Here is a 12,014-nt window from a genome sequence, read left to right as displayed (position 1 = left end):
AGATCTGAAACCGGAGATCGCGAAGGCGTCTGGAGACTGTTTCGTAAAGGATAATTTTCATTTTACTGCTGGTCATCGGCGTTTTCATCTGCATAGGGTACACCATAACCGTGGGGTCCGCGGATATTGGTTTTTTCGAGGTCTACAAGATATTGGTGAACCAGATATTCCCCGACGCATTCGATGTCGGGGATAGGGCAGACAAGATAGTGGTGACAACGATCCGCGCTCCCCGCGTCCTCATGGGCGTGGCCGTCGGGATGATACTCGCCACCGGCGGGTGTATCGTCCAATCGGTGCTGAGGAACCCTCTGGCCACGCCTTATACGTTGGGGATATCCAGCAGCGCCTGCTTCGGGGCGGCTCTCGCCATTTCATTCGGACTGAGGATGACCAATTCAACGATTGCGGTCATCATGAGCGCGTTCATCTTCTCGATGATCCCCGTTTCCGTCATTCTCATGGCAGCTGCGAGAAGGTCTGTGACCCCGGTCACATTGGTCCTCTGCGGCGTTGCCATATCTCAGGTGTTCAGTGCCTGCAACACTATACTCCAATATTTCGCCTCTCCGGAGACTACTAAGGACATAGTCTTCTGGGCAGTGGGGAGCCTGAACGAATGCTCCATGTGGATGGTCCTCTACGTAGGGATCACTGCATTGGTCTTCGTCGTAGCGGCGCTGTATCTCTCCAGAGATCTGAACATCCTGAAGATGGGAGACGATACAGCAGAATCGCTGGGAATCAATGCGAACAACGTTCGTCTGATTGCGATCGTGATAGCATGCGTCTGCACAGCTGTCGCCGTTGCATTCACAGGGGCTATCGGTTTCGTTTGCCTCATCTCCCCTCAGGTCTGCAGGATCATTATAGGAGGCGAACTGAAGTATCTGATTCCGTCCTCTGCTTTGGTGGGTGCGATCCTTCTGATCGTGGCAGATACCATCGGCAGGACCGTCATCGCTCCGACCATCCTTCCGGTCGGTGCGATCACCGCTCTCGTCGGAGGGCCTCTTTTGGTCTACATGCTGATGAAGAGGAATAATTCGATGTCGGTGTGATCTGATGAGATTCGAAATCAAAGGCCTCAAGTTCTCATACACCAGCGCGCCCATCCTGGAAGATGTATCTCTGAGCATCGATGATTCTGAAGTCATGGGGATTTTGGGGCCGAACGGTTCGGGCAAAACGACTCTTCTGAAATGCATGAATCAGGTCCTCAAGCCGATGCAAGGCAGCATCCTGTATGACGGCAAGGACCTGCTGAGCATGGAGAGGAGGGATATATCCAAGATAATGGGGTATGTTCCGCAGAACAACATCAGCGAAACAGCATTTCCAACGGTTTATGAAGTCGTCATGATGGGGAGGCGGCCTTACGGGTCCTGGATGCTCAATTCTCATGATAACGAGATAGTCTGGGTGGCCATGGAGAAGATGGGTGTATCGGCGCTGTCGGCAAGACGTTTCGACAGATTGAGCAGCGGACAGATCCAGAGGGTGCTCATGGCGCGCGCGATCGCCCAGGGGGCAAAGGTCCTGCTTTTGGATGAACCGACATCGAATCTCGACATACGCTATCAGATCGATGTCATGGATACCGTCAGGTCATTGGCAAAAAACGACGGCAACATCGTGTGCGCGATCATCCACGACCTGGACCTGGCCATAAAGTACTGCGACAAAGGCGCGCTTCTCTATCACGGGAAGGTCATCGCCGCAGGGGACATCATCGATGTCATAACTCCGGAGAACATCAAGAAGGTCTACGGAGTGGATGTAATCGTTGATAAGAGCAATTACGACAGGCCGCATGTGATAATGCCTTAATCGTTAACGTTCTGCCATCCAAGAAACATTATCCAAATTCGGGCTTGAATTCATCGTTTCGGTAGATCATGCGCCCCTGTATTGCCTTATCGATTGACATGCTGAGTCATCTGAAAGTCATAGTACAGGGGGCTGCAGGTATCTCCTGGATGGGATCATCGACGCAAGTTCAGCTGCGGGCAGCCGACGACGGCGGACTTCAGATGAGGCGGGGCCGAAGATCTGTTCGGCGCAGGTTCATTTCTTCTTGTCGCGGATGACCTCGCACATCTCCACAATGTGCCTGATGCACTGTCTGTCCGACAGGCGGTAGAGGGTCTCCTTGCCGCTTTTCTCTGCTTCCACCACGCCGGCGTCCTTCAGGAACCGGAGATTATGGGAAGTCAGCGATTGGGAGCACCCTGATACTTCGGCCAATTGGCTGACGTTCAGCCTCCCCGCCATCAGAGCCGAGATCATGCGCATGCGCTTCTCGTCCGACATGGCCTTCAGCACGAGCATGATGTTCTTCTCGAAGGCATCCGCGTAGCCATGGATGCCCAGGACGTCGCCGGTGTCGATTATGGGATAACTGGTGGCGTCTTCCAGCGGGCTGACGTCCCCGGAAGGTGACTTGGCGCTGATGACGAAGTTCGACGGCAGCTCGGTCAGCCCGTTGCGCGTCAGGACGGAATAAGGCTGGCTGTCCAGCGACCTCACGCGGATGTCCGTCATGCCTATCCCCATGAAGGCGGAAACATCCCACGCCGGCCTCCTGGCGCGGCTCATGGGAAGCTCTCTGGCTATGTTCCGGATGATGTTGAAGTCCACATGGTCCACGTTGGTCTCCGCATGCAGGCCGTCGTTCATCCCGTGCTTGGTCATCTCCATGTACCGCGAGCGCCGGCGGTAGTCTTCATCATAAAGGTCGAGGTAATAGTTGCCGTCTATCACCACTATGCTTCCTCCCGGGAGCAGGAGTTTTTTCCATGCCGAATACGCGCCGGCCGGGTCGGTCAGGTTCCAGACAGTGTTGCGCGACACAACCAGGTCGAAGGAGCCCTTCTTCAGAGGAGGGCCCTGTGCGTCTCCGAGGATGAATTCGATATCGGCCCCGGCCATCGAGGCGTTCTCGCGGGCGCGGTCCAGCATCTCGGGGGAATTGTCGACAGCGGTCACCTCATGCCCCCTGAGCGCCAGCTGGATCGCGGTCAGTCCGGCTCCGGTGCCGATGTCGGCGACCCTGAGGCGCCGGTCGAGGTTGACGGAGCTGCCGATGATGCGGAGGATGCGGTCGCGCTCTTTCCTGATCGATACGCGCGTGGCGCGGCTGTAACCCGCAGCTCTCATGTTCCAATATTCCCTTATCCTGTCCTCCAGGGACTCCGGACCTGCAGATACTTAGGATGCTGGCTCTTCTTTCAACATTGTCATTCGGACACCTTCCGGGCAGCAGTTGGAACTATAATCCAATCCAGATAAATGAATTTTTATTCAGATGTAAACGGCAGTCTAGGTTAACTTTATATCATGACATTCGGAAGCGTTACACATTGGATGTATAGTCCAAGTGATGGAAATGAATTCTAAAATGATATGGGCGGCCGCCATCGTGGCCATCCTCGTCGTCGGCGGCGCCGCCGCTGTGCTGGCGATCAACAACAGCGATGACGATGATGTTGCCAGCAGCAACAACATGGTCGGGCGCCTGACCGTTTTCGGGAACGCGAACAACGACGATTATATCAACAGCGACGATGTCGACGAGATCAAAGCGATCCTCGCCGGCGAGAAGGAGCCGGTGTACTTCAGCTGCTACAAGGAATACAAGGGCAGCGTGGCCAAGAGGTCGTTCGCGGATGCCAATGCCGACGGGACGATCGATGAGACCGATCTTCAGATGGTCCAGGACATGGTCGACCGCAAAGAGGGCATGAAGATCTACTTCTACGATGTGGATGGGGTCATCAGCTCCTGCACCTACCCCCTCACCACTGCGGCCGTCGGATACAAGAGCAACTACGAGTCGCTCAAGATCATCGGCGCGGTGGATACCGTCAGGTACATCTGCGACCAGGTCGGGAACGACGGCTCGTACCACAAGTGGTATTCCGATTTCGACAACGAGAACACGAAATGCTTCGGCAGCCGTTTCACTCCTGATTATGAGGTCATGAAGGACAGCCCTCCGAGCTACATCCTTTCCGGCACCAGAGCATGGTTCGACTCCAACATGGAGAGCACCGTGGCCCCTCTGGGGTGCGACGTGGTCCGCCTTCCGTTCTGGGAGGACAACCAGTCCGTGCCTGCTGTGATCACCCTCGCTACCTGACCGCTCACGAGGAGGGAGCCTACGAATACGCCGAGAAGGCGGACGCGGTCTACAAGACCATCGAGAACGAGCTTTCCGGAGTAGAGCTGAAGGACAGGCCGCTGGTGTTCGCCTCATACAACGGGACCAGCATCTCCACCATGCACAACGGTATCCATGAGCTCGTCACCCTGGCGGGCGGGAGGACGCCCATTGACGCCGGTTATACGAACGGCAGCATCGATCTCGAGGAGGTCGCCCGCAATATGAAACCCGATTGGATCGTCCTCGATACTTACTTCGGGTTCCTCGAGACCTACACGACGCTTGAGGAGACCAAGGGCAAAGAGGTCGACCAGCTCACCAACACAGACAACAAGTATGTCCAGGCCATCGATCATACTCAGGCATACAGGGACGGCAAGGTCCTGTTCCTGACCCAGGGAGTCTACATGGGGCCTGCCAGTTATATCGCGTGCGCGTATCTGGCCAACCATCTGTACCCGGATAGGTTCAGCTTCGACGTCGACGCGATGTTCGCCGACTATATCTCGTCCTACCACTCCGACTACAGCGCTTCGGATTTCGCCGGTATCGAGTACTTCGACCTGGCGACCCTGAACACTTACGCCTGAGGCTGCCGGGAGGGGCTTCTGCCCCTCCCATGAAACGAAGATACCATGCAGCTCTCGGAAGAGGTCCGCGGATACTGGGACATGAGAAGCGCCGGTTTCTCCGACGCGGTCATCGACGAGCTCGGGACGCACGGAGGGGAGATTGCACGCAGGGTCATCGCCAAGACAGGCATCTATCCGGGCTCGCGTGTCCTCGATGTAGGGTGCGGCCCCGGGCTCCTGTCCATCGTGCTTGCGCGCGAAGGCGCCGATGTCACGGGGATAGATGCCTCCGGCAGGATGATCGCCGAAGCAAGGGAGAACGCCGGGAGGTTCGGCCTGGACATCGACCTGAGGGTCATGGACGCCCAGAAGATGGATTTCCCGGACGGAACGTTCGATGCCGTGGTCTCGCGGAGCGTGCTGTGGTGCCTTGAAAAGCCCGGTCAGGCGTACTCCGAGATGGTCCGCGTGCTGCGGCCGGGAGGCCGCGGTTACGTTTCCGACGGGAATTACTACCGCCGCCTGTTCGACGGCAGGTATGCATTCCGACCGGAACCGGGGTGTGTCGGGAACCATGAGCGCTTCAACCGCGGCAATGTGGATTTCGGCATCATCGAGAGACTTGCCGAGGGCCTGCCTCTCAGCCGCCTCGACCGCCCCCAATGGGATTTCGGCACACTGTGCCAGATGAACGTTTCGGACATATGCGCCGACATCGTGAGGAGGCCCAACAGCGCAGGAGAGCCCATGATAGCTTCATTCAGTGTCTCATTTACCAAAGGAGGCGACGGCAGCATATGCAGTCAGCAGCGATGTCCGAACCGCCCGAAACGGACGGCTCCGAGGAGATGGAGTCGGATTACCGCACTTACGTCCTGAAAAAGATCGCTTTCATCGCGGTCTGCATCGCCCTGATGGTGCTGGTCACCGGGTACGCTGTGACGGTCGGGTCATCGGGCATCTCGATGGGCGAGGTCTACCGCGATATCTGGTACCACATCTTCGATCCGGATAAATGCGACGAGATGACGGACTGGGCGGTGTTCACGATAAGGCTTCCGCGCATCATGACAGGCTTAGTGGCCGGCATGTCGCTCGGGGTCGCAGGCGCCGCCATGCAGAGCATGATGAAGAACCCTCTGGCCGACCCTTACACTACCGGGATATCCTCAGGGGCTTCTTTCGGTGCCACATTGGCAATAGCATGGGGTTCACGTTCGCCGGTATCGGCGGGTCGATGGGACTCGTGGTCACGGCCTTCGTCTTCGCGCTCATCCCCGCGGCCGTGATCATATTAGTGTCGTCGCTCAGGAACACCTCCGCGGCCACGATGATCCTGGCGGGCATAGCCGTCATGTACCTGTTCAACGCCTGCACGACGCTCATCAAGCTGAGCATCTCCGAGCAGTCGCTCTCCGCCGTCTACCAATGGTCCATCGGGGACCTGAGCGGGGCGACGTGGACTGCCTTCGACGTGATACTCATCTTCACCGCCGTGGGAACTGTCCTGCTGATGGCGATGTCCAAGAAGCTGAACATACTCATCACCGGCGACAAGAACGCCACCGCTCTCGGCCTGGATGCCCATAAGCTTAGGATCGTGCTGCTTCTGGTGATCTCCCTGATGGCCGCCTCTGTGGTCTGCTTCACGGGGATCATCGGGTTTATCGGCCTGGTGGCCCCGCATATCGTGAGGATCTTCCTCGGATCGGACAACCGCTACCTGATCCCAGCATCGGCCGCCTTCGGCGCCGTCCTGCTGATGGTCGCCGATCTGATCTCCAGGACCATCATCGCCCCTACTTTCCTGCCGGTTGGGGTGATCACTGCGTTCATCGGATGCCCGCTGTTCCTGTACCTGCTCATCAAGCAGAGGAAATCGATGTGGTGATACCGTGAAGGTGGACCTGAGAGAACTGGAATTCGGCTACGACCCGAAGGACCCCGTCCTGAAGGGAGTATCGTATGTCCTCGATAAGCCGGAGTTCGTCTGCATCATGGGGCCCAACGGTGTCGGGAAGTCGACCCTGATACACTGCATCAACAAGATCCTCAAACCGACCGGCGGGGCCGTGTTCGTCGATGATATGGACGTCTCGAAGACCAAGCTCCGCGACCTGTCGTCGCATATGGGCTATGTTCCCGCATCGAGCGAGGACTCCTTCCCGCTCACCGTCGTCGACACGGTCATGGTGGGGCTCCAGAATGATTACAAGTTCGGCGGGAACAGGGACGACCTGAAGAAGGTCCATGACATCCTCAAGCTGCTGAAGATCGAGCATCTGGCTATGCGCGATTTCAATGAGCTCTCCGCCGGGCAGCATCAGAAGGTGGTGCTCGCGAGGGGCCTGGTCAGGTCCCCGGAGATCGTCCTCCTGGACGAGCCCACTTCCAACCTTGACATCAAACATCAGATTGAGGTCACGAAGGTCCTGAGCAGGCTTCCGAAGGAGAAGGGGATGCTGGTCATCATGATCAGCCACGACATCAATATCACGGCGAAGTTCGCCGATCGGATAATCATGCTCCACGACGGGAAGATCTTCGCAGTAGGCACTCCCGAAGAGGTTCTGACGAAAGAGAACATAAGGACCGTCTACGGGGTCGACGCGGACATCATCCAGGTGCGCGGGAGGCCTCACGTGGTGCTGAACGATTCGATCGACGACGAATGAGCTCCCGCGGCCGAGCTCCTGAACCCTTCAAATACGCCCGCTCCAATCCTCTCTCCATGTTCGGCCGCAAACCCAAATCGCCTGCGGACAAGGTCTTCAAAGAGGCATGCGAGCTCTACAAGAAGAACGACTACGGCAAGGCAGCCGAGCTCTTCCGCCAGGCCGCCGACCTCGGCAGCGCCGAGGCCATGTCGGACATGGGCCTGCTGTACTATCTGGGTCAGGGCGTTCCGCAGGTGAAGCAGTACGCCATCGAGTGGTGGACCAAGGCGGCCGAGGCGGGGGAGATGAAGGCCCAGCACAACCTCGGCACGGCGTATGCCTCGGGGGAAGGCGTCAGACAGGACTTCGAGACCGCCAGGAAATGGTATGAGAAGTCCGCCGCCCAGGGCTATTACAAGAGCCAGTACTCCCTGTACCACATCTACGCCGAGGGGCTCGGCGTGCCGGTCGATGCCGCGAAGGCGGCATCGTACCTGCGCAAGGCCGCGGACCAGATGTACCCCAAAGCCGAGAAGGAGCTGGGGATGCTGTACATCTCCGGCGAAGGGGTCGAGGCAGATCAGAAAATGGCCGAGAAGTACCTGAAGAGGGCGGCCAATCACGGAGAGGAGTCCGCCGAAGAAGTTCTCAGGGAGATCAAGGACCGATGCCGGGGGTCAGTCAGTCCTTTCCCTGTTCCGGAACCTTGGCCGTCCCCTCTATCCCTGTCGGTCTGTACCTGGTGCTCCTCCCCGCACCGTATTTCGTTATCCTGCCCTGTTCCGATAGTTCCCTTATCTTCATCACTGCTTCATTCCTGTTCATGCCTAGGGCATCCTGCAACTCCTGACGCGTGAACGTGCTGTGCGTTCTCAGGAAACTGTCGGCCGCTTCCTGATGCGCTCCGATCGCCGGCAGCGTGATGGTGAATATCGAGGATCCCGATTTTACGGAGGGAACGGCATCGAACGGCACATACTCGTCCATGATCCTGGGAAGTCCCGTACCGAAGGATTCGATCAGTTCGAGCCTGTACATTATGTAAGCCAGATTCCTGTTCCTCAGCGATGATACACCGCTGAACAGATCGCTTTCTGTGTAGTATGTGTAAAGTTCTCCCGGAGACACGATCGTCAGGCAATCCGGGTAGATGCTTATCAATATCGTTCCTTCGCGGCTGTAATCCCTATGGACGACAGCATTCAGCACGGCCTCCCTCACTGCGGTTTCGGGAAATTGCAGCATATCTTGGCGGTAAATGCCCGCAATGGTTGAAACCGTTCTGTTGTGTTCCATGATGTATTTTATAGCTTTTTCTGCCTGTTCAAGAGCGGAACCGTCTGCTATTTCGCGGTCTATGAACCTTGACTTATGGTGATCCGGGTATGAGGCCATCTTAATGGGCTGGTCGAATTGGTCGGAAAGGATGAATGCCAGATTGGTGTATTTTCCTTCTCTGACCATGCGGAGGGATTCCATATGGCTCGTATCCAGTTTCATCTTCTTTTTACCGGCCGCCTTTTCCAGGTATCTGAAGGTGAGGTCTTGGCGGATGGAGATGAATTCCTCGTACTTTGATGAAAACTCATAGTGGACAAGGTGGTAAAACATTCCATCAGTGACTGGTTCTGTGACAGTTCCCATCCTGATGAAGACTCCCTCGGGACGCAATCCTTTCTCACGCAGGTAATATGGTTTATTGGTACCTTCATTTACTGAGACGATCACTACATTCTTGCCGTCTATGTTCTCTATATCGATCTTGCTTGTCGTTGTGATGTCTGGACGAACCATATCGGATATGGCTTGTGCACATTTTTGCATGTACCGTCAGGATCCGCAAGACCTGCAACCGTTCCGTCATCGTTCACTCCGATGATGATCTTTCCTCCGGAACATTGCTGAATGCAACAACCGTTTTCAGAAGAGTATTGCTATATTCTCTCTTCAGTTCCGTAGATTGGTTTTCTTGCATGATATTCTGATATCCAATTGGTTATTAATTATTCGTATAATTCGAATTATACGTATGTAGAAAATGACGAATACTATGCCCGAATAATGTGCCAGATACTGCAATATCGATTCAGGTCAGGTCGAAAATCTGCTTGCTTGCTGTTTGTTGCTTCGTGTTTATTCGAATTTATTCGAATTATACGTATTACGAATCGGACGAATACAAGGAATCCGGATCCTTGTTCCTTATCATCGGGAGACCGGTCCGGGGCCCGTTGCGTCTCATCTCATTGCCGCGAGGCACTTCGAGATGTCCTCGTGCGACAGCTCGCCGAGTTTCTGCACGAAAGCGTCCGGACCTGCTTCGGAAGGTTTCTTCACCTTCACCGCCGAGGGGCGGTCCTGCCCCGCGCGGGCGGGGTCGGAGAGCCTCGCGTCGAGGCCCCCGGATGCCGATGCTGGAACGATCTCGTAGATCGTCCACGACATCCCGTTCCTCTTCCCGACCGCCACCGGGCGCCTCTTCTTATCCGATCCGGGGAAGGCGGCGTCGGCCAGCCATACCTCCCACTGCCGCGGGGGGCTGCGGCGGGACTGCCCGGGATTGGGCCTGTAGTTGACCTTCATGAAAAGGAAGACCGCCGTGTCGGTTCATATCGGTTGTGATGGGTGTGGCGTGAATCTGGAACATATATGTGGCCGGATAGGAGAATGAAAGACCCTATGCGGATGCTTCGTTCATCGGCAGTTCGGTCTGGGCGTCTACACGGTCGGACAGATCAATCATCAGCCCGGCATCTCTTTCTGTGCGCAGGGTACAGGTGTAGTCTTCGAAACTCAATGCTGTTGACGTGCCGTACATGCAATAAATTCTTCATGACTGCGGGCAGCTCTTTCATATTGGATGTTTTCGCTCTTCGACAAAATAAGTTATTTATCTAAGCCTGGGTCTCATAGTTCAGGCAATGGCAGAGTTAATTATCCTTCTAATGCTTCTCTTCTATGCTCCATATGCTCTGTTTCAGACATATCTGATGTTTTTCTCCGTCCTGTTCGACAGCAGATAGTCGTTCACGAAAGAGAAGCCCCTCCTCGAGGCTAATGATGTCATAGTCGCGATAACCACCAACGGAATGGCTACAGACGTTGTCGAGAAGATTATACGCAAGGTGCGCAGCTACAATCTAGCCTCGGAGATCTTTGTTATCAAGGAGGCTCGCGACACCTTCAGATACTCATGCAGGGAAATAGCGGTGCCTGCCGATTATGTTCCGGGGGGGGGTCGCGTAATAAAATGCGTGCAATGCAGTACGGTATCGAGGCTCTTCATGCGATGGGTTACGGGAAGAAGACGTATATCTGCCATCTGGATGACGACAGCATCGTCGACAAACCCTATCTCATGTACGTGAAGTACTACCTCAAGGCCGAAGGCGCTCAGGGCTGCATACGCCTGAGGGCTTTCGGAAGGCACTTGTTCTCATCGCTTTCAGACCTTGTCAGGATTTCCAACTGCGAGACCTGGTGCAAGTTCTGCAACTTAAGGGGCAAGCCGGTGTTCGTCCATGGAGAGGGCATAGTGATACGCGCCGATATCGAGTACGAGATTGGATGGGATTACGGGACCTACGGAGCGGAGGATCTGCTGATGGGACTGAATCTTTCAAAGAAGTATCATTTCTCGCTTGTACCAATCGGCAACATCTACATAGCGCCGCCTACCACCACGAAAGATTATTTCAAGCAGCGCAGAAGATGGTTCTGGTCAATCCTGAACAACGACGGCAAAATCAGGAAATTGAGTCCCGGCACTTACCTGTTCTACATCTACATGTACATAAACGGGGTGCTGGGCCTCATCATGCTGCTGGCGTTCCCGTTAATCCTCATGTTCACGGAATTCAGCGGCCTGATGGTGGCCGTATCCGTCATGAACGTAGCGAGTTTCTATGCTTACTATCAGTTCGGGGCATCGTACATGCATTCCCTGCCCACATCTGTGCTGATGTTCATCCTGCAGGTCCCGGTGGCGTTCTATGATGGTCTGACTACGATATACGCGCTTGTGAAGAGGCCGGATTTCACGACGTTCGAGACCATAAAGAAGGTCTGATTCGCTTCTTTTCTGTATTGGATTCCAGAATGGGATCCAGGGGATCGTACATCTTATTACGCATGATCAGCAGGTATGAGATTGCCGCGATGCCTGCGATTATACTGAGTACAGTGAGCAACAGGACGATGAGGCCGAAATCCTCGAGGATATTCCTGCTGACGAAGAATGACACCGCCGCGCAGACTACGAGCACTATCGTGAAGGCGACTATCACGGCACGTCCGAAGAGGTCGCTCATAATGCCGTCATCCAGGATTCATATAATTAAACTTTAACTCATTGCGTTGGGGCATAATTTCGCCGCTCTGAGTCAGGGTTCAATCTGACGGATGCACGGAATCGGGCCATTGCTCCATAATTCGGAGGCCGGGCCACATACGTTCTATCTCATTTCGTTGCCGCGCCAGTTCATAGATAGATGCAGTGCGTTAAGGATGTCCCAGGGCATCATTTACGCGGTATCGGACAGTTGTTCCCCCTCATGCCGGTCCCGAACGTGCTCTCCATCATGTTACGGAAAAATTATACATGTAACAATTATTCGGAAT

At 55.2% G+C, this 12,014-nt stretch carries 11 protein-coding genes and 2 pseudogenes; 9 read left to right on the top strand and 4 right to left on the bottom strand.

Annotated features, from left to right (window positions below):
• Positions 1-50 precede the first annotated feature (50 nt).
• The gene (locus AUQ37_RS09000; protein WP_082662518.1) at positions 51-1,061 is read left to right on the top strand and encodes an iron ABC transporter permease; all 1,011 of its coding nucleotides are present in this window, start codon (positions 51-53) and stop codon (positions 1,059-1,061) included.
• 4 nt (positions 1,062-1,065) lie between these two features.
• On the top strand, positions 1,066-1,830 hold the full coding sequence (locus AUQ37_RS08995; protein WP_082662517.1) for an ABC transporter ATP-binding protein: 765 nt from the start codon (positions 1,066-1,068) through the stop codon (positions 1,828-1,830).
• A 237-nt stretch (positions 1,831-2,067) separates the two neighbouring features.
• Here AUQ37_RS08995 and AUQ37_RS08990 read toward each other — a convergent pair whose 3' ends face one another.
• Positions 2,068-3,159: a metalloregulator ArsR/SmtB family transcription factor gene (locus AUQ37_RS08990; protein ID WP_058748314.1), complete on the bottom strand. Its 1,092-nt coding sequence runs from the start codon at positions 3,157-3,159 to the stop codon at positions 2,068-2,070.
• 229 nt (positions 3,160-3,388) lie between these two features.
• Here AUQ37_RS08990 and AUQ37_RS08985 point away from each other — a divergent pair, with 229 nt between their 5' ends.
• The 6 genes and pseudogenes from AUQ37_RS08985 to AUQ37_RS08960 form a co-directional block, all read left to right on the top strand.
• Positions 3,389-4,141 carry a dockerin type I domain-containing protein gene (locus AUQ37_RS08985; protein WP_157844402.1) on the top strand — a complete coding sequence of 251 codons (753 nt, stop codon included), beginning with the start codon at positions 3,389-3,391 and terminating at the stop codon, positions 4,139-4,141.
• Positions 4,069-4,755, top strand: a complete 687-nt coding sequence (locus AUQ37_RS08980; protein WP_157844401.1) for an ABC transporter substrate-binding protein — start codon at positions 4,069-4,071, stop codon at positions 4,753-4,755. The genes AUQ37_RS08985 and AUQ37_RS08980 overlap by 73 nt, the downstream gene beginning before the upstream one ends.
• 45 nt (positions 4,756-4,800) lie before the next feature.
• The gene (locus AUQ37_RS08975) at positions 4,801-5,616 is read left to right on the top strand and encodes a class I SAM-dependent methyltransferase (protein WP_058748311.1); all 816 of its coding nucleotides are present in this window, start codon (positions 4,801-4,803) and stop codon (positions 5,614-5,616) included.
• Positions 5,535-6,628: pseudogene (locus tag AUQ37_RS13795) on the top strand (FecCD family ABC transporter permease). The gene AUQ37_RS08975 and the pseudogene AUQ37_RS13795 overlap by 82 nt, the downstream one beginning before the upstream one ends.
• 4 nt (positions 6,629-6,632) lie before the next feature.
• A complete protein-coding gene (locus AUQ37_RS08965; RefSeq protein ID WP_058748310.1) occupies positions 6,633-7,412 on the top strand; it encodes an ABC transporter ATP-binding protein in 780 nt (259 codons plus the stop codon).
• Positions 7,409-8,008: pseudogene (locus tag AUQ37_RS08960) on the top strand (tetratricopeptide repeat protein); the annotation flags it as partial. The gene AUQ37_RS08965 and the pseudogene AUQ37_RS08960, both read left to right, overlap by 4 nt.
• 67 nt (positions 8,009-8,075) lie before the next feature.
• Here the strand turns inward: AUQ37_RS08960 and AUQ37_RS13245 are convergent.
• Positions 8,076-9,188, bottom strand: a complete 1,113-nt coding sequence (locus AUQ37_RS13245) for an ATP-binding protein (RefSeq protein ID WP_157844400.1) — start codon at positions 9,186-9,188, stop codon at positions 8,076-8,078.
• Positions 9,189-9,632: 444 nt separating this feature from the next.
• Positions 9,633-9,977, bottom strand: coding sequence for a hypothetical protein (locus AUQ37_RS08955; protein WP_058748308.1), 345 nt, complete (start codon positions 9,975-9,977; stop codon positions 9,633-9,635).
• 610 nt (positions 9,978-10,587) lie between these two features.
• On the opposite strand from AUQ37_RS08955, the gene AUQ37_RS08950 reads away from it, so the two are divergent.
• On the top strand, positions 10,588-11,463 hold the full coding sequence (locus tag AUQ37_RS08950) for a glycosyltransferase family 2 protein (protein ID WP_082662514.1): 876 nt from the start codon (positions 10,588-10,590) through the stop codon (positions 11,461-11,463).
• Here AUQ37_RS08950 and AUQ37_RS09725 read toward each other — a convergent pair.
• Entirely contained in the window at positions 11,432-11,704 is a 273-nt protein-coding gene (locus tag AUQ37_RS09725; RefSeq protein ID WP_082662513.1) for a hypothetical protein, read from the bottom strand. The two genes, AUQ37_RS08950 and AUQ37_RS09725, sit on opposite strands and share 32 nt — an antisense overlap.
• Positions 11,705-12,014: the final 310 nt, after the last annotated feature.

This window comes from Candidatus Methanomethylophilus sp. 1R26 (genome assembly GCF_001481295.1).
Lineage (GTDB): Archaea > Thermoplasmatota > Thermoplasmata > Methanomassiliicoccales > Methanomethylophilaceae > Methanomethylophilus.
The sequence above is the reverse complement of the archived record's forward strand: the minus strand, read 5'-3'. Positions and strand labels throughout refer to the sequence as shown.